The organism is Clostridium punense (genome assembly GCF_017874425.1).
In the GTDB taxonomy this organism is placed as follows: Bacteria; Bacillota; Clostridia; order Clostridiales; family Clostridiaceae; genus Clostridium_J; species Clostridium_J punense.
In genome coordinates, this window is record NZ_JAGGLL010000018.1 from 55,802 (window position 1) to 76,638 (window position 20,837).

Sequence of the window (20,837 nt, forward strand, 5' to 3'; positions counted from 1 at the left end):
AAAAAATGTTTTGAGATTAATATAAAAATAGATTTTAAGTAAGGAGTATAGGAATGCAAGATAAAACTATGGTTAATATAGCTAAAAAACAGTTTGACTTATCATTTTCTATGATAGATAACTTTGAAGATGAGTATATGTGGAAATATTGGGAATTGCAAAGAGCACAATGGAGTAACTACTTTGAAGGGGGGAATTTAGATTTATCTAAGTTTGATTTAGAAATCTATAAAATAGCAAAAAAGTTTAATGGTAAGGTATCTCAAGAGGATAGAAGAGACCGAGTGGCTTCATTAATAATTATAAAGGACTTAGTTGAAAAGAATCCATTAGTCTCTAACCTAAGAAATAAGCTAGATAGTATAGATAACTATACTAAAAATATGTCAAAAGATATTAAAGAAAATAATATGATTTATAACCTCGCTTTAGCAAATGAAATGAAAGAAGATGTGTTAGAGTTAATAAATATAAGAAATCATTTATCTACTGAGTTGGGATTTAGCTCGTATCCTGATTTAATACTTTCAGCAGAAGAAATAGATAGGAGTAACTTAATTAATTTATTGAATGATTTTGTAGAAAAAAATCTAAATAAAGCTAGAAAGATTATTGAAAAATACAATATCTCATGGGATAACTGGTTCAATGATCTTTATAAAATAGGTAGCACTATTAATATAAACTATAACCCCTTAGAGTTAATTAAATTACTTATTTCAGCCTTTGGATTTGAGAAAGTAGAAGAAAGAATACAAATAAATTTTTCGGAAGAAGGTTATAGTGGCTATGCAGCACAGTTTTCATCTAATGATATAAGAATAGTGGTTGAACCTCTTAAATCATTAAACAATATTAACACTTTATTCCATGAGTTAGGACATGCTATATCATATGCTTTAAATGAAGAACAAGGTGTTTTTAAGATACTACCTTGTAGCTATGATGAAGCTATGGCTGTAGTTATGGAATATTTAGCACCAATGATACTTTTAAGTAGGGAAGAGCAAGAAAAAGTATATGAAGTAGCAACACTAGAATATGTAAGGTGTGCAATTAGCTCTTTATATGAATTTGATTTATGGAAGAATCCTGAAAAGGCAGAAGAACTATATGTCAAGCATTACAGCAAATTAGGAATTAAAATTGATACCCCTTCAATATGGACGTTGGACACTTTTAGAAGCATTGATCCAGTATACATACATAATTATGTTATTGGAGCTACTTTGGCTGAAAAGATTATAAGTTTATTTGAAAGGGAAATGCCAAGTAAGTATAAACATTGGGGAGAATGGTTGTTTAATAGCGTTTATATAAATGGAAGATGTGAGCCTTTAAGGAAAAAGATCAAAATACTTGGTGATTTGATATAGAAATTTTTATATTGAACAAGTATAGAAACTATAGATATAGAAATCTAATTATATTACATAAAAACAATTGGATTCAAGGATTTAGTTTGGGAGGGGATTAACTTTTGGCAATGGTTTACGAATTATGCAAAATTACAAACTATGATTTGCGTTTTGAAGTTGAGCCAGAAAAGGGGTTCTTTAATTCACAAGGAACCATCACTATATTCAATGATACAAAAGAAGCTTTTAAGAAATTAAGTATAATGTTATATCATGATTTAAGTGTAAAGAATATTAGGAATACAGAAAACGAAAGTTTAGTTTTTTTTCAAGAAAAGGTTTCATTAGAAGACGAAGAAAATTACCTAGTAAATTACATAACTATAAGTTTAAATGAAGCTTTGGAAGCTAATGAGCAAATAAATATATCAATTGAGTATGAAGGAAGTCTTAATGGGTATTCAAAAGTAATGGCATACGTAAAAGATAAAATTCATAAAGAGTTTTCTATTCTGAGACCTGATTGTCATGCCTATCCTATTATTGCAGAGCCAAGTTTTAGTAGTATTTTAAAGAGTTATAAAAATAACTTTATTTATAACATTTCAGTAAAGGTTCCTAAGGTCTATAAGGTAGGGTGTGGTGGAGTATTAAAAAATGTTACAGAAATAAATGATTATAATATCTTTAATTATGTAAGTGATTCCCCTACATGGAGATTTGATATTGCTGTTGCGGATTATTCAATTGTAGAAGACAAAGATATTAACCTAAAAATATTTGCATTTCCAGAACATAAAGCAAATGCTGAAAATATTGTAGTAAATGAAATAAAAAGAGCTTTTCATTTATTTGAAGACTTGTTTGGAGACTTACGGGAGGATAAATACTTTACTGTAGTGGAGATAAAAGAAGCTTATGGATCACAAGCAGGAGATAACTATATTTTAATGGAGGAGCATGGATTTAGCAATGATATTAGGAAGTTAACTCATTTATATCACGAAGTTGGACATGCTTGGAATGTTAAAGCAAAACATGACATCCAAAGGACTAGATTTTTTGATGAAGCCTTTGCTTCATATTTTGAAGCACTAGCAATTAAGAATTTTTACGGTTATAAAGAATTTATTGCAAAAATGGACCTCTATAGAAATTTATTTATTGAAAATGTTAATGAGGACAGAATTAACTGTACTACTCCTATATGTAACTATGGAAAGTATGAAATAGGCCATAATAGCTACACCAAAGGACCGTGGGTACTATATTTACTGAATGAAATCTTAGGTGATGAAATGTTTTGCAGGGCTATAAGAATTTTCTTAAGCAAGCATAGGCATAAAGAGGTTGATTTCGAAGACTTTAAGGAATCAATTGAAGAGGTTTCAAATATTGACCTAAGTATGTTCTTTAAAAAGTGGATATATGGAATAGAATCATCAGAGCTTTTATGTAGTGATGTTGACGTAAAACATATGATTAATAACTATAAAAGTGCAGAATGAGGTTTATTAAAGGGATTATTCTAGAAGTTCCTAAGAACGCATAAAAGCCTTAAAACCCGCATAAACACTATATATTGTTATATTCTTATATTTATAACAATATTTCTTGTTATAAATATATAAATACAAGCGGTACTTATGAAGGATAGTAAGCTTTAAAAATTTGTAGTATATTGCACGTTTCTTATGCGTGTAATGGGGAATTAAAGAAGGGGAAGAGAATATGGATGATAGAGTAAAAGCATTAAGTGGTGGAAATTTAGATATAGATTTGGCAAGTGAGGGTGTTGATTGGGCACAGACTCAATGTCCTTGGAACGTTGCTGAGAAAAACAATGAACATAAATGTGCGATAAAAGGCACTTCAATATGCAAATACTTTTGTGGAATTAGATTTTTAGATAGCGTATTGTGTAGTTATCCTTATGAAAACAAAGAGGTACTTACAAGAAGTGATATGGATAGGGATTTATGGTAAAGCTGCAATTTGTTGAGTTTAATCAAGTGATGGTTTTAGAATATCTTTTTTGTAAGAGGACTTAAGATAAGTAATTATGATATACCTTAAAATTTATATATTTTTAACGAGATTTTAAAACATAGGCCCAAAGTAAGAAAATAAATACAGTGAAATTAAGTCTAAAATTAAATTAAGTTAAATTAATGGGGATTTTTCATGAGTGAGGTTATACGTTTAGCTAGATATGAAGAATTAAAAGAAATATTAAAACTTTATAGGCAGCTACAACCAAATGATCCTGATGTTAGTGATAATAGTGAATTAAAAGAATTATGGGACTCTATTAATAAAGATCCAAATCTTTATTATATTGTGGTTGAGGTAGATGGGAAGATAGTTTCCTCATGTAACATAGCAATTATAAAAAATCTTACTAGAAATTTACGACCTTATGGATTAATAGAAAATGTTGTTACAGACCTAAACTTTAGAAAAAGGGGCTATGCAACTAAGGCATTAAATCTAGCTCTTGATATTGCTAAGAAAAATAACTGCTATAAGGTAATGCTTTTAACTGGCTCAAAGAGAGAGGAAACATTAAGATTTTATGAAACTGCTGGATTTGAAAGAGGTGTGAAAACAGGATTTGTAATAAGTTTTTAGTGACATTTAATATGCTTGGTGCTATCAAATTATTAGTAAATAGTGTGGGGTGATTAATTTGGGAGAATACAATATTTTTATAAGTATTTTTGGGTTAATGTATCTAGTATATGCAATTATATTTAGGAATAAGGTAACCTTATACAATAGAAGAAATGACATGGTAGTCCTAAACAAAGAAAGATACTTTAAACTACAATTATATTTTTCTATTGTAAATTCTTTATGGATGATAATTGTAGGTATAATAATAGCAAGAGAAAATCTTATTACTCCAAATATATTTTTGATACCAATTCCCTTTCATATCATCAACCTGATATCAACTTTAGTTGCAAGAGCTCTTGGGTATATTGATTACGATTAATGCAAAACATGGAGGAGAAGTTATGAAGGAATCTTATTGGAATGGAAGATTAGAGTTTTTAAAAGCTATCCGCACTGGAGGGTGTAACGATGACTATATAGAATTCTTGGTTGAAAAGGTTTGGAAAATTGATAAACCGGTAAATGTAATTGATTTTGGATGTGGCTTTGGATACATTGGGTTATTATTAATGCCGCTTTTACCAGAAGGAAGTACATACACCGGAGTTGATATTAGTGAAACACTCTTAGAGGATGCAAGAAAGATTTTTGCAGATTCAACCTTTGTTACTAATTTTATAAAGGCAGATTTAAATGAATATATAACAAATGAAAGTTATGATATAGCTATATCCCAAGCAGTTTTAAGGCATATCCCTAATGCAAAGGGTGTTCTTGAAAAAATGCTTCAATCAGTTGTAAAGGGTGGCTTAGTGGTTTGTATGGAAGGGGATTTAGAAATTGAAAAGACGGGTCAGTACTTTAGTGGATTAGATTATACTGAACTTGGTATGGTACCTTTACATCGAAAAATGTACAAGCAGGAGTTGGAAAATGGAGGAAGAGACTATAGAATTGGAGTTAAAATTCCTGTGTTAATGCAAGAATTAGGGTTAAATAATGTTGGTGTTAGAATGAATGATAGAGTCAAATTTATAAACCCTTTTGGTGATAAAGAAGAACATGAAAAGCATTTTAACGCAGTTACCTCAGCTTGGGGATGGAACAAACAGTTAACTGAAGCTGAGAAGGTGGAATATAAAGCTAGTCTTATAAGTAGAGGCTTAAGTGAAGAGGAAGCTGAAACTTATGTTATGGGTGAGGTTAAAATAAGAGATTATGTTATGAATAATAAGGATAAAGCTTATATTATTCAAAGCCCATGTATTTTGATATCTTATGGCAGGAAGTAAAAAGTTCATTGCATGACAAGGAAGAAACAACTAAAAAGCTATAAAACTATATAAGTATAGCTGATGAAGTTATTGGGAATATTGGGGGAAAATACTATGATAAATATACATTTTAAAGCTATTGATAGTACTAATGAAAGTGAAGTTAGAAATATAAAGTTAAAGCATGGACAGGAGAAGTTTATTGAAACTGTGGATCAGTGTTTAGAGGAAGCAAGTATTTATAGTCAATGGCAGCCAGTGGCTGTGTATAATGGTGAGGAAGTTGTTGGCTTTGCCATGTATGGGTCTTTTGGACCCAATAGGGATACTTGGATTGATAGAATAATAATAGATGAAAAATATCAGGGGAGAGGCTTTGGCAGAGCTGCAATGGTAAAACTTATCGATATAGTTTCAAAGAAGTATGAAGTAAATGTGGTATATCTAAGTATAATTGAAGATAATCATGTGGCTCGTAAGTTATATGAAAGCATTGGATTTCAATATATCAATGAAAAGGATGTAAATGGAGAGCCTATATTTCAATATGTGATTTCTTAACACTGCATCGTAAAAACTTTAAAAGAGAAATAACAAATGCTTTTAACTATAATCAAAATTATTCTTAAATTCAAATATATTGTTTACAGAAAGTAGTTTTTATGATTAAATTTTTTAAATATTTGCTAGGAGAAAATTTATAATGAATGGGTATTTTATGACAACAGAAAGAATAGGGTTTTCTCTTTGGAGAGAAGAAGACCTACTAAAGGCTATTGAACTTTGGGGAAATCCTAAGGTTACAAAATTTATAACTGCTAAGGGAAAGATCACTGAGGAAGAAATAAAGCAAAGATTAAAGAAGGAAATAGAAACCTATGAAAACAGTGAAATTCAGTATTGGCCAATTTATTTGTTAGAAACAAAGGAGTTTGTTGGATGTTGTGGGTTAAGACCCTATGACATAAGCAGCAATACTTTAGAAATGGGTATACATTTAAAAGAAAAGTACTGGGGATTTGGATTAGCTGAGGAAGCCTGCAATGAAGTTATAAAATATGCCTTTAATACCATTAAAGTAAGGTCACTATTTGCAGGTCACAACCCAAATAATAAGGCATCAGAAAGGTTGCTTAAGAAGCTAGGATTTAAGTATACTCATGAGGAGTTTTACCCACCAACAGGACTGAACCATCCATCATACTTAATGAGTAAAAATGATTTCAAGTTTATATAGTTTATAAAAGTGGCTTGTAAAAAGAGTGCTATAACAGAATGTTTCCTAGAGATTTGAGGGGGGATTCAAATGATTTTAGAAACAGAAAGACTTATTGTTAGAGAATTTACTGATGAAGACATTGATTTAATTTATGATATCAATAATGATCCTGAATGTATTAAATTTAATGGGTGGGATTCAATGTCCTATGAACGATGTCAAGAAGAAATTAGAAAATGGATAGAGAAATACTCTTTTAGTCCAGGCACTGGAGCCTTTTGTGTGGAGAGCAAAATAGAAAAAACTAAAATTGGCATGGCATTTATAGTTAGTACAGATAAGGCTGGGGAATACGAAGTTGGTTTTAGGCTCCGTAGAATTCATTGGGACAAAGGGTATGCAAAAGAAATAACTAAAGGTTTTATAAAATACTCAAAGAATAACTTAAATGCCTCAGTTTTAATAGCAGAGGTATATAAGTCCAACATAAAATCTAGAAATGTATTTGAAAAATTGGAGTTTTCAAAGTTTCAGCATCCTCATGGGGAAGATGGACTAGTTTACAAGTATAATCTTAAGTAAAATCAAAGAGTTTTTAGTAAAGGGGATAAAGTATGGGGATTAAAGAAATTACTCAACCAGATATTATTGATATAGATAAGGAATTAAGATTAAGAACTCCAAATAAGAATCAATGGGAAGTTGCCCTGCCATGGTATGAGAATCCAAAGGTACTATACTATTCTGAGGGAGTTACAGATAAAGTTTATGACATGGAAAAAATAAAGGGGATGTACACTTACTTAGGAAGGGTTGGAGAATTATATTTTATTGAGATATTAGAAAGTGGAGTTTGGAAGCCAATTGGAGATGTAACTTTATCAGAAGAAAATATGCCTATTGCAATTGGAGAGGAAGCTTATTGGGGAAAAGGAATAGGTAAAAAAGTTATAGGAAGCCTCATTGAACGAGCAAGAAAAATTGGGCTAAAAAAGCTTCAGGTTCCATCAATTTATTTATATAATAGCCGTTCAGAAAGTTTATTTACATCTCTGGGATTTATACAAATAAATGAAAATGAAAAAGAAAAGTCTTTTGAATTAGTTTTATAATAAAAAGTAAGGTTTGAGTGGATAAGATAATAGAAGAAAAGTTTAATGACTCTAGCTATGAAATGTAAATTTATATAGCTAGAGTTTTGTTATAATTTGCTATTACTAGAGTAGTTGTTATTGTATAAGAAATATTTATTGAATAACAATAAATAATTGTTGATATATTGTTAAAGTGGTGTATAATTATGGTATGAAATACAATAGTTGTTAAGGGGTATTGCTATGAATTTACATAAAGTATCTTCGGATTTTAAAAAAGCACCATTTCCAGCAGTAATGGCACTGATTTCATTTGTTTTATTTGTTTTTATATATTATTTTATAACTGTAAGGTCAGTAAAACCCTATTATTTTATGGGATTAATCTTTGCTATACCGTTTGCTTCCTTTGCAGCGATTACTATTTTTACAGTAAAGGAAAAGCTAAAAAGCAAAGTAGCGGTTATCCTAACAAGTGTATTAACAGTTATTATGCCAATTGTAATGTGTTTTGCTTTTATATTTATGGCTATGATGGCATCCATTGATACTGTAACTGATTTAAGCAAATATCATAGAGTTTTGAAATTGAAGGATTATGAAAATAATGAATTGATAAAACATTTTCCTAGTAAAATACCGAGTAATGCAAAAGATGCTATATTTAATTATCAACCTGGGTTTTTACAAGGAGGCGAGGAATATCGACTGAAATTTACTACTGATGTAAACACTATTGAAAGTTATACTAAGGAACTTTCCCAAATAGCAAAATGGATAGGAAAGTCAAGTAATAGAGAAGTGGAGATTAATGGAGTAGAAATGGTATCCTTTGATAACTTTGGGTATAATAAACTACCCTTAGACTTTACAATTTATCTAATTGTTAGTGAACCCTATAAGCCCTTTGATTGGAATCATGGTGAGTTAAGCCTAGTTGCGGTAAGTAAACAAAGAAGTGAAATAATATTCTTTGCTGAAGACTGGTAGTAAAAACTTTATTGGTAAAAAACTTGAGAAAATAATAAAAATAGGTTTTATTTCTAAAAGGTATTGCAATTAATTTTGTTTTAATATAAGATAATATATAAATAAAGGGTGTTTACGAACTATAAATAAAATAAGTGGTGACAATGTTCGTGAATATATAATTTAATATAGGAATTTTATACTTCGTATATGTTTGGAAATATGGTCCAAGCGTTTCTACCAGGCAGCCGGAAACAGCCTGACTACGAGGGTTTACATAAGCATTTGAGGAATTTTTTGAATCCATTTTAATATGGATTTTCAGAATATTATTTATTAATATTCTTGTTTTCCCTTAATTTGTATTAAACTCTCTAGATTGGAAACCAATTTGGAGAGTTTTTATTTTACCCATTTTTATAGGGAACTAAAGTTAAGACTTAGCTTATACACTATTTCTGCATTAGCTCCCTAAGGCTCTTTGGAAATTAATAAGATAAATTTTCATTATGGAAGCCTAAGTAAAAACTTGGATGAGTAAACTCGTATGCTCATTAACTATTAACTAATCTAAAATGGGATTTTACAAAAGTTAAATCTCCTTACCAGGTTGTAAGAAGTAAACTTAATAACTATTAATTGGAGAAAGGATAAGATTATGAAAATTTTAAAAGAAAGAATTATGAAAGATGGCTTTATAATTGGAACTAAAGTTTTAAAAGTAGATAGTTTCTTAAACCATCAAATTGATGTAGAGCTTTTTAATGAAATCGGAAAAGAATTTAAAAGAAGATTTAGTGATGATGAGGTAACAAAAATCCTCACTGTAGAAGCTTCAGGCATAGGCATTGCTTGTATAGCAGCGCAGTATTTCAAGGTTCCAGTGGTTTTTGCAAAAAAACATGAGGCAACTAACCTTGATTCAGAGGTCTTTGAATCAGAAGTTTATTCTTTTACAAAGAATAAGAACTATAAAATAAGGGTTTCAAAGCAGTTTCTTAAAAAAGAGGACAAGGTCCTAATTATAGACGATTTTTTAGCTAATGGAAATGCAGCTAAGGGACTTATTAGTATTGTAAAACAAGCCGGTGCTGAGCCTACAGGTGTAGGAATTGTTATTGAAAAGGCATTTCAAGATGGAAGAAGTAAGGTAGAAGAAACTGGAGTCAGAGTTGAATCCTTAGCCATAGTTGAATCTATGTGTGAAGGAAATATAGTGTTTAAGTAACTTTAGTTAAATCAGCCTTAAAAGATATTATAAATTAAACTACAGAAGAAATAGCAATGTAAACACCTAGAATTTAGAAGTTTTAAGATTAGCATTGCAAATTTAAATACTAGTTAAATAAGGAGAGTGTAAAAATGAAAAAGGTAATTTCGATGATAACATCTTTATTCATGGCAGCTACAATTTTTGCAGGTTGTAGCAATGGTGGGGCTGCAACAACAAGCAGTAATAAAAAGGACGAGATAAAAGTAGGGTTCATTTATGTTGGACCTCCAGGAGATGGGGGATACACCTATCAACATGACCAAGGAAGAAAGTATCTTGAAGAACAGTTGAAGGTAAAGACAATTGCTAAAGAAAATGTTAAGGAAGATAAGGCAGAAGTAAGAAAAGTAATAGATGGCATGGTAGATGAGGGAGCTAATGTAATTTTCTCTACAAGCTTTGGATTTATGGATGGTACAGAAGAAGCAGCTAAAGCTTATCCAAATGTTAAATTTTTTCATGCATCAGGCTATAAATCAAATGATACAAACTTTGTAAATTACTTTGGAAGAATAGAAGAGCCAAGATATCTTGCTGGTATGGTTGCAGGATTAAAAACTAAAACAAATAAAATAGGATTTGTATCCGCTTTTGAAATACCTGAGTGTATAAGAGGAATTAATGCATTTACTTTAGGAGCTCAAGCAGTTAATCCAGATGTGAAAGTAGTAGTTAAGTGGGCTCACACTTGGTATGATCCAGCTATTGAAAAACAAGCAGCCTTAGCTCTATTAGATGAAGGGGTAGATGTTTTAACTCAGCATATGGATTCACCAGCTGTACAACAAGCAGCTGAAGAAAGAGGAGCTTTTGCTGTTGGTTATCATTCAGATATGGCAGATAAGGCACCAAAGGCAAATATGACTTCTGCTGTATGGAACTGGGGTCCTTATTATGTAGAGCAAGTTAAGAAGATACAAGAAGGAACTTGGAAACCTGAGAACTATTGGGGACATATGAAGGATGGAGTTGTAGATATAGCTCCTTTAACTGCTAATGCACCAGCTGGAGCAAAAGAAAAAGTTGAAGCAGCAAAGGCAGATATACTTTCAGGTAAACTTAATGTATTTACTGGACCATTAAAGGATCAATCGGGGAAAGAAAGAATAGCTGCTGGAAAAACTCTTACAGATGAAGAACAATTAAGTATGGATTGGTTTGTTCAAGGTGTTGAAGGTAGCCCTAGCGCAAAATAATTGAAATAGGTGATTTAAATGAATAAAAGAGTACATTTTATTTCCATGGAAGATATAACAAAATCTTTTGGTAGTGTAATTGCAAATAAAAATATAAGTTTTCAAGTGTATGAAGGTGAAGTTCATGCTCTTCTAGGAGAAAATGGAGCGGGAAAAAGTACTCTTATGAACATGTTGTCAGGGGTTTACACTCCTGACAAGGGTTCTATATTTGTCCATGGTAAGAAGGTAAGTTTTTCTTCTCCAAAGGATTCTATAAAAGCTGGTATTGGGATGATTTATCAGCATTTTAAACTAGTTGAAGCTATGAGTGGAAGAGACAATATAGTTTTAGGACAAAAAAGTTCATTTTTTAGAAGTAAAAAGGTTGTAGATGAAAAGACTAAAAATATATGTGACAAATATGAACTTAATATAAACTTAGACAAAATGGTTTATGATATGTCAGTAGCTGAAAAACAAATTTTGGAAATAATAAAGGTTTTGTATAGAGGGGCAAAAATTCTAATACTTGATGAGCCAACTACAGTATTTACACCTCAAGATGTAGAAAAACTTTTTAAAATCATGAGAAAAATGAAGGAAAACGGTTGTGCAATTATTTTTATAACTCATAAGATGGATGAGGTAATGGAAATTGCAGATAGAATTACTGTACTTAGAAAGGGAGAAACCATAAAGACTTTGGACAAGAATTCTACAAACCCAAGAGAGCTTGCTGAACTTATGGTTGGAAGAAGTATTGATTTATCTATAAAAAAATCTAGTGGTGAAATAGGAAAGAGCCTTCTTCAGGTTAAGGACTTAAAGGTTTGTAATGAAGAGGGAAATTATGCTTTAAACAATATAACTTTTGATATGTATCAGGGTGAAGTTTTAGGTATTGCTGGCATAGCTGGAAGTGGACAAAAAGAAATTTGTGAAGCAATTTCTGGAATCTGCAAAGTAAATAATGGACAGATAATATTTAAAGGTGAAGACATAACACAGAAAAATCCAAGGGAAATAATATCAAAAGGAATTTCTATGAGTTTTATTCCAGAGGATAGACTTGGTATGGGACTTGTTGCTTCTATGGATATGGTGGAAAATCTAATGCTTAAGGCCTATCACAACAACAAAGGTATTTTTATAAATAGAGCTCCTGTAAGAGTTAAGGCTGAAGAGATAAAGAAAAAGCTAGATATAAAGACACCAAGTATATACTATCCAATCAAAAATCTTTCAGGAGGCAATATCCAAAAGATACTTTTGGGGAGAGAATTAGATTGTAATCCCCATTTACTTATAATGGCCTACCCAGTTAGAGGGCTTGATATAAACACTTGTTATGCAATTTATGATTTAATTAATGAACAAAGAGCAAAGGGTGTATCAGTGCTATTCATAGGTGAAGATATAGATGTATTAATGCAACTATGTGATAGAGTTATGGTAATTTGTGATGGAGCTATCACAGGTATAGTAAACCCAGAAACTTCCACAAAAGAGGATATCGGGCTACTTATGGCAGGGGGAATTAAGACACAGGTTAAGGAGGGCATAGCATGATAAGATTTAAAAAGAAAAGCGAAATAACTAAAAGGGAAAGTATGATAATTCGAACCTTAGCAGTTGTTTTAGCCCTTATAGTTTGTTCTTTATTTTTATTATTTCTATCCTTAAATCCTATTGAGATTTATGCATCAATGTTAAAGGGCGCTTTCGGCTCTGTGTATAAGACTAAATCAACCCTTGTTAAAGCAATTCCATTAGTAATTACCTCACTTGGAATTACAGTGGCTTTTAAAATGAGATTTTGGAATATAGGAGGAGAAGGTCAAATTTTAATGGGAGCTCTTGCTTCTTCCTTTGTAGCCTTGAAGCTAACAAGTATTCCAAATTTTGCAGTGATACCAATGATGATTTTAGCAGGTATTTTAGGTGGTGCTCTGTGGGCCATTATTCCAGCAATGCTAAAGACAAAATTAGGTACAAATGAAACTATTATTACCTTAATGATGAATTACATAGCCTTGAAATTAATAACTTTTCTCCAATATGGGCCTTGGAAGGATCCTGGCGCAAAAGGATTCCCTAAAATCCCAGATTTTAAGAAAGCAGCAGTGCTTCCTCAGGTTTTTGGAATTCATATTGGTTGGATATTTGCAATATTATTAGTAATAATCATATACATATTTATTAATCATACAAAGAAGGGTTATGAAATATCAGTTCTTGGAGAAAGTGAAAAAACAGCACTTTATGCTGGAATCAATGTAAATAAAACTATATTATTTGCAATGGTTGTAAGTGGCGGACTTTGTGGCTTAGTTGGAATGATTCAAGTTTCAGCTGTATATAATACACTTTCAATCCAGGTTTCTGGTGGTGTTGGCTTTACTGCAATAATAATTGCCTGGCTTTCACAGCTTAATGCTTTTGCTACCCTTATAGTTTCAATTCTATTTGCAGCACTTGTAGAGGGCGGCACTTATATTCAAACAGCCTTTAATATTCCTGAAGCAGTTGCATTAATAATTCAGTCTGTAATTTTATTTTTTGTACTAGGATGTGAATTCTTTATAAAGTATAAGGTTGTATTTTCAAAAGATAACACAAAGGTTAATTCACTTAAAGTTACAAAGGAGGAGATGTAATGTCAAGTTTAGAACTTTTTCTAGCGGCGGCTATTGTTGCAGGAACTCCAATTCTTTTTGCTACCTTAGGTGAGATAATCACTGAAAAATCAGGAAATTTAAATCTTGGGGTTGAAGGTATGATGCTAATGGGTGCAATTATTGGTTTTACTACAGGGCTAAAAACAGCAAATCCGGTATTAGCACTATTTGCAGCTATGGTAGCTGGAGCTGCAGGGGCAGCTATTTACGCCTTTTTAACTATTACTTTAAGAACTAACCAAGAGGTTACAGGACTTACCTTAACTATCTTTGGAACTGGGTTTTCAAACTTTGTAGGTAAAGGATTCGTTGGACAAGTTGCTCCGGAAAATCTACAACAGTTTTTTAGTAAGGTAGAGATTCCATTACTTTCTAATATACCCTTTCTAGGAAATATATTTTTTAAACAAGATATCTTTGTTTACATAGGATACATTCTTACTTTGGTTTTAGGAATCTACTTATATAATACTTCTAAGGGGTTAAACCTTAAAGCTGTGGGAGAAAACCCAGCTGCTGCAGATGCAGCAAGTATAAATATAACTTTATATAAGTATGTTCATGTTATAGTCGGTGGAGCTCTTTGTGGTCTTGGTGGAGCCTATCTCTCTTTAGTGAACGTACCTACCTGGCAAGAAGGGGTAACCGCTGGGAGAGGCTGGATAGCAATAGCTCTTGTTATTTTCTCTACTTGGAACCCATACAAAGCACTACTAGGAGCATTTTTATTTGGAGGTCTTGAAATAATCGGTTTTAGACTTCAAGGAACCAGTATACAAATATCTCAATACTTAATTGATATGTTACCTTATTTAGTAACCATATTGGTATTAGTGTTTGCATCACTTAAAAAGAGCAGAAAAAACAGTGGACCAAAAGCGTTAGGTGGAGCGTACTTTAGAGAAGAGCGTTAATTAAATAAGTTAATAAGAAGAAAGAAATTAATAAAGTAGTAGAATAGTTAAGGATTTAGTACTACTAGGTGTTTAGATTAATCAGGTAAAATAGGGAATGTTATAACTTAAATTCTAAAAGTCATGGTGTTTTAAAACCTATGGCTTTTATTTTTTTGTCCATTTAATTAAATATTCAGACCAATTTGATAAATACATGAAAAATTAGATAAAGTAAAATAAATGTAAGGGATTTTAGAATGAAAATCTATATGAGGTTGGGAGGAAAAGAATGAAAAAATTTAAAGTTGGTGTTATAGGAACTGGAATGAGAACTATTTTTCTTATGAATGAGGTTTTAAAGAGAGAAGAACTTGAGGTAGTAGCTGTTTGTGATATAAATAGAGAAAGCCTTGATATGGTTACAGACAATTATAAGATAAATTGGACGGAATATGATAGTTATAAAGATTTATTAGCTCGTGAAGATATAGAAGGAGTTATAATTGCTAGCCCAGATTATTGTCATGAAGAACAAGCAATTTCAGCTTTTGAGGCAGGAAAGCATGTATTTCTTGAAAAACCAATAGCTATCTCCATAGAAGGAGCTAAAAAAGTTCTTAGGAAAAGAGATGAATCAGGAAAGACTCTTTTGATAGGTTTTGTTTTAAGATACAACAAGCTGTATAAGAAGATGAAAGAGATAATAGATAGTGGAGTTATTGGCGAAGTTAAGACAGGGTGGATACTCCACTCCGTGGGAGCAGGAAGTGATTGGTATTTCCATGACTGGCATGGCTTAATGGATAATACAGGAGGACTACTACTTCAAAAGGGAAGTCATGATTTTGATATTATTAATTGGGTTGTGGACTCCAAGGTTAAAAGAATTGCAGCTATGGGAAGTAGAGACTTTTTTAAAGGCGATAAACCAAATGACTTAGTGTGTGAAAAATGTGATGACAGAACCACCTGCACAGAAGCTATTAAAGAACATAGAATATCATGGAAAACTGCAAATGGAAATAATGCGGATATACTATACAACAGATGGAGAAATCAATGTGTTTATAGACAAGAGGTTGATGCGCTAGATAATCATCAAGTTTTATTAGAATATGAAAATGGTGTGAAGGTCACTTACCTAGAGTGCCACTATACTCCTGATGATAACAGAGAATATATTTTTATTGGAACTAAAGGAAAGATTAAGTTAGATGACGCCAATGATACTATAACTGTCCAAATAAGAAGTGGAATGTATGACAGGAAGGAGGAAATTGTATATAAAAACCTCCAGTCTTCAGAAGGCCACGGAGGTGGAGATAAATATATTCTTGATGATTTTATTTATGCTCTAAAAACTGGAAAGCAGCCAAATGCAGGTGGAGAAGCAGGCTATTATGCCATAGAAGCAGGGCTTTTAGCTCATAAAGCCATAAGAGAGGAAAAAATTATCCAAGTATAATTTAAAAGGCCAACCAGTTATAGGTTGGCCATTGCTTTTACAGAAGTAGCATACTCAGATGGAGACATATCTGTTGCTTCTTTAAAGGAACGAGAAAAAGTGTGTACTGATTTGTAACCAAGCATATAAGCAATCTGAGTAAAGTTATATTGTTGCTCTCTTATAAGAGTTTTTGCTTCATTGATTTTAAGATTCTTAAAATATGTCATAGCCCCAAGGTTTGTGTTGGTCTTAAATAAAGTTTTTAAATAAGTCTTCCCTAAGGAAAAATGATTGCAAATATCTTCAAAGGTTAAATCAGAAGCTATATTTTCATGCATATATTCAATAATATCATCAACTAAGCCTTTTTCCATCTTTGCTAAAGTGCTTTCATTGAGCCTTTTAGAAGAATGGTCAAAACTACCTTTTCTTATTAATTTAATTAACAGAAGTTCAAGATGAATTTTAATTAATTGTTCCGAACCGAAAAGAGGGTTTTCATGCTTAAGTAGTTTGTTATGGCCACCTAGGGCATTGCTATAAGCCTTTTGAGATTCTTTTACAATTTCGGCAATTAAATTTTTTTCAGAAGCTTCTATTTGCATAATCTTATTAGAGAAGTAGTCCATAGCTGGATCTTTACACTCAAAACTCATAATCATGAGGTTAGGTGCTACTTTGCCATTGGCCCATTCGCTATGAAACTCATTAGGTTTATGAAAAATAATATCTCCTTGGGTAAGTTTGTAGCCTTTAGTGTCGGCCATTACTTCTACCTCACCTTTGTCTACATATAAAAACTCCCAAAAATCATGTTTTTCTCCTCTGAAAATGTAATCAGAGGCAAATTCGAAATAATGTATGGTAACAATTTTATCTATATTAATAACAAGATTAATGGGTGTTTTATAATATTCTTCTGCATAATTATTCATTCATATATCCCTCCCCCATTACTATATTAAAGGTAATATAAGGGGTTTGTCTAGTAAATAATGGTATATTTGTTTGTTAAAATAAAGATTAATTAAAGGTGCATAAAAAGTACTAAATGAAAGCTGTTGAAGTCTATTGCTCAAAAGGAGAAATAAAAGATGGTAAGGAAGTTTTAAATAAGAGGATTTAAGGAGGAAGGATAATGAGAAAGTTTAAAATTGGAATCATTGGAGCGGGAATGAGAGCTATGTTTCTTATGAATGAAATTTTAGAAAGAGAGGAGCTTCAGGTTGTTGCAATATCAGATATTAGTGAATATAGCATGAATCAATTATGTAACAAATTTGATAAGCCGTGGGACAAATACACTAACTACATTGAGTTACTTTCTAGAAAAGATATTGAAGGAGTTATTATACTAAGTCCTGATTATGTCCATGAGGAACAGGCAGTTGCAGCCTTTCAAGCAGGAAAACATGTGTTTTTAGAAAAACCCCTAGCAATAACTTTGGAAGGGGGAATACTGTTATGATAAAACCTACATTAGTAGTTATGGCTGCAGGACTGGGAAGCAGATTTGGGGGATTAAAGCAAATTACTCCTGTGGGACCTAATGAAGAAGTAATAATGGACTATTCAATCTATGATGCTATTAGAGCAGACTTTGGAAAAGTTGTATTTGTAATAAAAGAAAAAATGCTAGAGGTTTTTAAAAATAGCATAGGAAAAAGAATTGAAGGGTTAGTAGAAACAGTCTACGTATTTCAAAAGTTAGATATGCTTCCAAAAGGCTATAGTTTGCCCAATGGAAGAAGTAAACCTTGGGGAACAGCCCATGCGGTGATGTGTTGTAAGGACTACGTAAATACTCCTTTTTTAGTGGTAAACGCAGATGACTTTTATGGTGTTACTACTTATAAAATTATTTATGACTACCTTATTGGTTTGAAGGAGGAGAAGGACTTTTATCAATACTCTATGGTAGGTTTTAAATTAGGTAATACACTTTCTGAAAATGGTCATGTTGCTAGGGGAATATGCCAAGTTGATGATTTAGGCTTTTTAAGAGGAATTGAAGAAAGAACTGAAATTAAGAAGTTTCAACATGATGTAAAATATCGTGAAGCTGAGGAAAATTGGGCTAGTATTTCCGAAAACACCATAATTTCCATGAATGCCTGGGGACTTACACCTAGTATATTCAATGAGTTAGAAAAGAAGTTTTCAAGTTTTTTATTAGAGAAGCAAGATGAAATTTTAAAGGCCGAATATTTTTTGCCTGCTGTAATTGATAGTTTAATTCGTGAAAACAAGGCTAAGGTAAAGGTTCTTAAATCTGAAGAGCAATGGTATGGTGTTACCTATAAAGAAGACAAAGATATTATAGAGAATGCAATTTTAAAGTTCATTAATAATGGCATATATCCAGAAAATTTATGGGGGAAACAAAATGAATAATGATTATAATTTTGAAGAAGTTATAAAGCAATTTAATTATAAAGGTGACTTAGTTGATATACAACCTTATGGTGCTGGTCATATAAATGATACCTTTGCTGTGACTTTTCATAGGCCTCATGGAAACAATGTTAGATATATTTTACAAAGAATAAATACAAGGATTTTTAAAGAACCTGAAAAACTTATGGAGAACATAGAGAATGTAACAGAATTTCTAAAAAAGAAAATTATAGCTTCAGGAGGCAATCCCAAAAGAGAAACATTAAATTTAGTGTATACAACTAATCATAAGCCTTTCTACTGTAGTTCTTTTGGAGGTTATTGGAGAAGTTATGTATTTATTGAAGGAGCACAAACCTATCAAGTAGTTGAAAGCTTGCAGCATTTTTATAATGCAGGAAAGGCTCTAGGAAACTTCGAAGAATTACTTTCAGACTTTCCAGCAAAAAAACTCCATGAAACAATTCCAAACTTTCATAATACAAAAATTAGGTATGAAGAATTTTTACAGGTTTTAGCTGAGGATAAAATGAATAGGGCTAAGGATGTTCAAAAAGAAATTGAGTTTGTATTGGAAAGAGGAAAGGAAACCACTGTTTTAGTAGAACTTTTAAATAGTGGAAAGCTACCACTTAGGGTTACCCATAATGATACAAAATTTAATAATGTTATGATAGACAATGACACTGGAGAAGGAGTTTGCGTAATAGATTTAGATACTATAATGCCAGGGTCAGCTCTTTATGACTTTGGAGATTCAATTCGCTCTGGAGCTAATCCAGCTGAAGAGGATGAAAGAGATTTATCTAAGGTATCTATGGATTTACAATTGTTTGAACACTTTACCCGCGGTTTCTTAGAAGGAACTAAACATTCACTAACGGATACTGAAATAGAGTACTTACCTTTTGCTGCTAAGCTCATGACTTTTGAGTGCGGAATAAGATTCTTAAGTGATCATCTAAATGGTGATACTTATTTTAAAATTCATAGAGAAAATCATAACTTAGATAGAGCAAGAACACAATTTAAAATGGTTGAAGATATGGATAAAAAGTTTAATGAAATGAAGGCCATCGTAGATAAATATAGATAACTTATAGAAACATGTAGTTTAGTAAATATTATAAAATTCTTACCAAAACTATTGAAAGTTAAACAGGTAAAGAATATAGGATAAAGGGGCGTTTGAAATGATGGGAAAAAGGGAAGCTATTAAGTTTTTGGAGAAAAATAAAAATAATATAAGGAATAAAAAGGTCACTATAGGTTTTCTCTAACTGTTATAGCCGGCATATTTACTACAGCAGTACCCCTTCTTTGGACAGTTTCTTCAAGAATTGCAGATGAAAAAAGTAGCAAGTTTAAACTCATTACCCTTATCCTTGCAGCTATAGGGGCATTTATTGGACTTAAGGTTCCCTTTGATAGACTTGTTAACATCATATATGTAATCAATGGATATGTGGGTATATTGCTACTATTATTAATGATAATTAAAAGTGCTAGAAATTTTGTAAGTACCAACAAAAACAAGGTGTTAGAAAATAAATCAGTATAAATATTAGTTAGGGGACTATTCAATAGGCAAAACATACTTATTGAATAGTTTCTTTTATTTTTTGATGAAAATTATTTTGGAACCTTTAAAAATAAAAGGTTATAGAATAATTTAAAAGGTAAAAAATTATTAACAACAAAGACATATTATTAATATTGACTGTTAGTCGGCTAAATGATATTATGAATTATGTTAGACGGCTAATTAATTTTAGCATGTGATACATAGAGGAGGAATATAATAAATGGAGGATAAAGGGTGCTTTAATCCAGATAATTTATACCATGTATTTGGGCAAATAATAAAGTTGCATTTTACCCGTTCTCATAACTTGTTAGAGAAACAAGGGATTTATCCAGGACAGCCACCGTTGTTATTTACATTATATTATAAGGATGGTCAAAGTCAAAAGGAACTTGCAGATAAACTTAGAATTAAGCCTGCAACTGTAACTGTTATGATAACAAGAATGGAAAAGTCAGAACTGCTTACAAGAAAACAGGATGAGCAAGACCAAAGAATCTCTAGAGTTTTTATTACAGAAAAGGGTAGAGAAATGTGTAAGAAACTTAAGAGTATTTTTGAAATTCTTAATGAAGAGTGTTTTAGTAATTTTACGGAGGAGGAGAAGGTGTTGCTTCGTAGATTTTTCCTTCAAATGAGGGATAATTTAACAAAAGCTAGTTTAGATAAATTAGGTGACTAAACAATTATTAAGTTGATTCATATGAATTTCAGGTAAATATTAAGATGTTTACATTTTGGATTTGTATAATATTAGTAGGGGTTAAGCCATAAGTACCTATATATTTTTAAAATTGGTAAGCAATTAAATATATAAGTTGAAGAAAAAATTAATTAATAAGTAGTAAAT

23 protein-coding genes and 1 riboswitch are annotated in these 20,837 nt (G+C 31.5%); of the genes, 21 read left to right on the forward strand and 2 right to left on the reverse strand.

The features are described 5' to 3' along the window. Positions 1-53: 53 nt before the first annotated feature. The 17 genes from J2Z44_RS12150 to J2Z44_RS12230 all read left to right on the forward strand — a co-directional run bounded on the left by J2Z44_RS12150 (position 54) and on the right by J2Z44_RS12230 (position 16,023). The gene (locus tag J2Z44_RS12150; protein ID WP_209649600.1) at positions 54-1,376 is read left to right on the forward strand and encodes a hypothetical protein; all 1,323 of its coding nucleotides are present in this window, start codon (positions 54-56) and stop codon (positions 1,374-1,376) included. A 110-nt stretch (positions 1,377-1,486) separates the two neighbouring features. Continuing rightward, positions 1,487-2,866, forward strand: coding sequence for a M1 family aminopeptidase (locus J2Z44_RS12155; RefSeq protein ID WP_245353272.1), 1,380 nt, complete (start codon positions 1,487-1,489; stop codon positions 2,864-2,866). 223 nt (positions 2,867-3,089) lie between these two features. Further along, positions 3,090-3,344: a hypothetical protein gene (locus J2Z44_RS12160; RefSeq protein ID WP_021285263.1), complete on the forward strand. Its 255-nt coding sequence runs from the start codon at positions 3,090-3,092 to the stop codon at positions 3,342-3,344. A gap of 198 nt (positions 3,345-3,542) precedes the next feature. Continuing rightward, the gene (locus tag J2Z44_RS12165) at positions 3,543-3,989 is read left to right on the forward strand and encodes a GNAT family N-acetyltransferase (protein WP_021285264.1); all 447 of its coding nucleotides are present in this window, start codon (positions 3,543-3,545) and stop codon (positions 3,987-3,989) included. 49 nt (positions 3,990-4,038) lie between these two features. Further along, positions 4,039-4,356, forward strand: coding sequence for a hypothetical protein (locus J2Z44_RS12170; protein WP_242833448.1), 318 nt, complete (start codon positions 4,039-4,041; stop codon positions 4,354-4,356). Between the two features lie 22 nt (positions 4,357-4,378). Further along, positions 4,379-5,269, forward strand: a complete 891-nt coding sequence (locus J2Z44_RS12175) for a class I SAM-dependent methyltransferase (RefSeq protein WP_021285266.1) — start codon at positions 4,379-4,381, stop codon at positions 5,267-5,269. Between the two features lie 96 nt (positions 5,270-5,365). Next, on the forward strand, positions 5,366-5,812 hold the full coding sequence (locus J2Z44_RS12180) for a GNAT family N-acetyltransferase (protein WP_021285267.1): 447 nt from the start codon (positions 5,366-5,368) through the stop codon (positions 5,810-5,812). Positions 5,813-5,954: 142 nt separating this feature from the next. After that, a complete protein-coding gene (locus tag J2Z44_RS12185; RefSeq protein WP_021285268.1) occupies positions 5,955-6,488 on the forward strand; it encodes a GNAT family N-acetyltransferase in 534 nt (177 codons plus the stop codon). A gap of 69 nt (positions 6,489-6,557) precedes the next feature. Further along, positions 6,558-7,052, forward strand: a complete 495-nt coding sequence (locus J2Z44_RS12190) for a GNAT family N-acetyltransferase (protein ID WP_209649602.1) — start codon at positions 6,558-6,560, stop codon at positions 7,050-7,052. A gap of 32 nt (positions 7,053-7,084) precedes the next feature. Then, positions 7,085-7,582, forward strand: coding sequence for a GNAT family N-acetyltransferase (locus tag J2Z44_RS12195; RefSeq protein ID WP_021285271.1), 498 nt, complete (start codon positions 7,085-7,087; stop codon positions 7,580-7,582). Positions 7,583-7,807: 225 nt separating this feature from the next. Beyond that, a complete protein-coding gene (locus tag J2Z44_RS12200; protein ID WP_021285272.1) occupies positions 7,808-8,554 on the forward strand; it encodes a hypothetical protein in 747 nt (248 codons plus the stop codon). A 163-nt stretch (positions 8,555-8,717) separates the two neighbouring features. Beyond that, positions 8,718-8,819: riboswitch (purine riboswitch) on the forward strand. Positions 8,820-9,191: 372 nt separating this feature from the next. Further along, positions 9,192-9,761 carry a xanthine phosphoribosyltransferase gene (locus tag J2Z44_RS12205; RefSeq protein ID WP_021285273.1) on the forward strand — a complete coding sequence of 190 codons (570 nt, stop codon included), beginning with the start codon at positions 9,192-9,194 and terminating at the stop codon, positions 9,759-9,761. A 134-nt stretch (positions 9,762-9,895) separates the two neighbouring features. Then, the gene (locus tag J2Z44_RS12210) at positions 9,896-11,002 is read left to right on the forward strand and encodes a BMP family ABC transporter substrate-binding protein (protein WP_021285274.1); all 1,107 of its coding nucleotides are present in this window, start codon (positions 9,896-9,898) and stop codon (positions 11,000-11,002) included. A gap of 18 nt (positions 11,003-11,020) precedes the next feature. Beyond that, a complete protein-coding gene (locus J2Z44_RS12215; protein ID WP_021285275.1) occupies positions 11,021-12,553 on the forward strand; it encodes an ABC transporter ATP-binding protein in 1,533 nt (510 codons plus the stop codon). Continuing rightward, the gene (locus tag J2Z44_RS12220) at positions 12,550-13,641 is read left to right on the forward strand and encodes an ABC transporter permease (RefSeq protein WP_021285276.1); all 1,092 of its coding nucleotides are present in this window, start codon (positions 12,550-12,552) and stop codon (positions 13,639-13,641) included. Before J2Z44_RS12215 ends, J2Z44_RS12220 begins: the two co-directional genes overlap by 4 nt. Further along, positions 13,641-14,576 (forward strand): ABC transporter permease, encoded by a 936-nt coding sequence (locus tag J2Z44_RS12225; RefSeq protein ID WP_021285277.1) that lies wholly within the window; start codon positions 13,641-13,643, stop codon positions 14,574-14,576. The genes J2Z44_RS12220 and J2Z44_RS12225 overlap by 1 nt, the downstream gene beginning before the upstream one ends. Before the next feature lie 271 nt (positions 14,577-14,847). Further along, positions 14,848-16,023 carry a Gfo/Idh/MocA family protein gene (locus J2Z44_RS12230; protein ID WP_209649603.1) on the forward strand — a complete coding sequence of 392 codons (1,176 nt, stop codon included), beginning with the start codon at positions 14,848-14,850 and terminating at the stop codon, positions 16,021-16,023. Between the two features lie 17 nt (positions 16,024-16,040). Here J2Z44_RS12230 and J2Z44_RS12235 read toward each other — a convergent pair whose 3' ends face one another. Continuing rightward, on the reverse strand, positions 16,041-16,940 hold the full coding sequence (locus J2Z44_RS12235; protein WP_021285279.1) for an AraC family transcriptional regulator: 900 nt from the start codon (positions 16,938-16,940) through the stop codon (positions 16,041-16,043). Positions 16,941-17,143: 203 nt separating this feature from the next. Between J2Z44_RS12235 and J2Z44_RS12240 the strand changes: the two genes are divergently transcribed. From J2Z44_RS12240 to J2Z44_RS12250, 3 genes are read left to right on the forward strand one after another with little or no spacing between them, the layout of a single operon-like run. Then, positions 17,144-17,473, forward strand: coding sequence for a Gfo/Idh/MocA family protein (locus tag J2Z44_RS12240; protein WP_021285280.1), 330 nt, complete (start codon positions 17,144-17,146; stop codon positions 17,471-17,473). Then, positions 17,470-18,399, forward strand: coding sequence for a sugar phosphate nucleotidyltransferase (locus J2Z44_RS12245; RefSeq protein WP_021285281.1), 930 nt, complete (start codon positions 17,470-17,472; stop codon positions 18,397-18,399). The genes J2Z44_RS12240 and J2Z44_RS12245 overlap by 4 nt, the downstream gene beginning before the upstream one ends. Further along, positions 18,392-19,498 (forward strand): phosphotransferase enzyme family protein, encoded by a 1,107-nt coding sequence (locus tag J2Z44_RS12250; protein ID WP_021285282.1) that lies wholly within the window; start codon positions 18,392-18,394, stop codon positions 19,496-19,498. Before J2Z44_RS12245 ends, J2Z44_RS12250 begins: the two co-directional genes overlap by 8 nt. A 167-nt stretch (positions 19,499-19,665) precedes the next feature. Here the strand turns inward: J2Z44_RS12250 and J2Z44_RS12255 are convergent, their stop codons facing one another. Next, complete coding sequence (locus J2Z44_RS12255; RefSeq protein WP_021285283.1) at positions 19,666-19,848, reverse strand: hypothetical protein; 183 nt, start codon at positions 19,846-19,848, stop codon at positions 19,666-19,668. A 359-nt stretch (positions 19,849-20,207) separates the two neighbouring features. On the opposite strand from J2Z44_RS12255, the gene J2Z44_RS12260 reads away from it, so the two are divergent. After that, positions 20,208-20,669: a MarR family winged helix-turn-helix transcriptional regulator gene (locus tag J2Z44_RS12260; protein ID WP_021285284.1), complete on the forward strand. Its 462-nt coding sequence runs from the start codon at positions 20,208-20,210 to the stop codon at positions 20,667-20,669. The last annotated feature ends 168 nt before the right edge of the window (positions 20,670-20,837 follow it).

Coding starts and splice junctions, on each gene's coding strand:
- J2Z44_RS12215 (WP_021285275.1), top strand. CDS start 11,021: ATGAATAAAAGAGTACATTTTATTTCCATGGAAGATATAACAAAATCT.
- J2Z44_RS12210 (WP_021285274.1), top strand. CDS start 9,896: ATGAAAAAGGTAATTTCGATGATAACATCTTTATTCATGGCAGCTACA.
- J2Z44_RS12225 (WP_021285277.1), top strand. CDS start 13,641: ATGTCAAGTTTAGAACTTTTTCTAGCGGCGGCTATTGTTGCAGGAACT.
- J2Z44_RS12150 (WP_209649600.1), top strand. CDS start 54: ATGCAAGATAAAACTATGGTTAATATAGCTAAAAAACAGTTTGACTTA.
- J2Z44_RS12195 (WP_021285271.1), top strand. CDS start 7,085: ATGGGGATTAAAGAAATTACTCAACCAGATATTATTGATATAGATAAG.
- J2Z44_RS12185 (WP_021285268.1), top strand. CDS start 5,955: ATGAATGGGTATTTTATGACAACAGAAAGAATAGGGTTTTCTCTTTGG.
- J2Z44_RS12205 (WP_021285273.1), top strand. CDS start 9,192: ATGAAAATTTTAAAAGAAAGAATTATGAAAGATGGCTTTATAATTGGA.
- J2Z44_RS12255 (WP_021285283.1), bottom strand. CDS start 19,848: ATGATGTTAACAAGTCTATCAAAGGGAACCTTAAGTCCAATAAATGCC.
- J2Z44_RS12260 (WP_021285284.1), top strand. CDS start 20,208: ATGGAGGATAAAGGGTGCTTTAATCCAGATAATTTATACCATGTATTT.
- J2Z44_RS12155 (WP_245353272.1), top strand. CDS start 1,487: ATGGTTTACGAATTATGCAAAATTACAAACTATGATTTGCGTTTTGAA.
- J2Z44_RS12235 (WP_021285279.1), bottom strand. CDS start 16,940: ATGAATAATTATGCAGAAGAATATTATAAAACACCCATTAATCTTGTT.
- J2Z44_RS12220 (WP_021285276.1), top strand. CDS start 12,550: ATGATAAGATTTAAAAAGAAAAGCGAAATAACTAAAAGGGAAAGTATG.
- J2Z44_RS12190 (WP_209649602.1), top strand. CDS start 6,558: ATGATTTTAGAAACAGAAAGACTTATTGTTAGAGAATTTACTGATGAA.
- J2Z44_RS12245 (WP_021285281.1), top strand. CDS start 17,470: ATGATAAAACCTACATTAGTAGTTATGGCTGCAGGACTGGGAAGCAGA.
- J2Z44_RS12175 (WP_021285266.1), top strand. CDS start 4,379: ATGAAGGAATCTTATTGGAATGGAAGATTAGAGTTTTTAAAAGCTATC.
- J2Z44_RS12230 (WP_209649603.1), top strand. CDS start 14,848: ATGAAAAAATTTAAAGTTGGTGTTATAGGAACTGGAATGAGAACTATT.
- J2Z44_RS12160 (WP_021285263.1), top strand. CDS start 3,090: ATGGATGATAGAGTAAAAGCATTAAGTGGTGGAAATTTAGATATAGAT.
- J2Z44_RS12180 (WP_021285267.1), top strand. CDS start 5,366: ATGATAAATATACATTTTAAAGCTATTGATAGTACTAATGAAAGTGAA.
- J2Z44_RS12165 (WP_021285264.1), top strand. CDS start 3,543: ATGAGTGAGGTTATACGTTTAGCTAGATATGAAGAATTAAAAGAAATA.
- J2Z44_RS12250 (WP_021285282.1), top strand. CDS start 18,392: ATGAATAATGATTATAATTTTGAAGAAGTTATAAAGCAATTTAATTAT.
- J2Z44_RS12240 (WP_021285280.1), top strand. CDS start 17,144: ATGAGAAAGTTTAAAATTGGAATCATTGGAGCGGGAATGAGAGCTATG.
- J2Z44_RS12200 (WP_021285272.1), top strand. CDS start 7,808: ATGAATTTACATAAAGTATCTTCGGATTTTAAAAAAGCACCATTTCCA.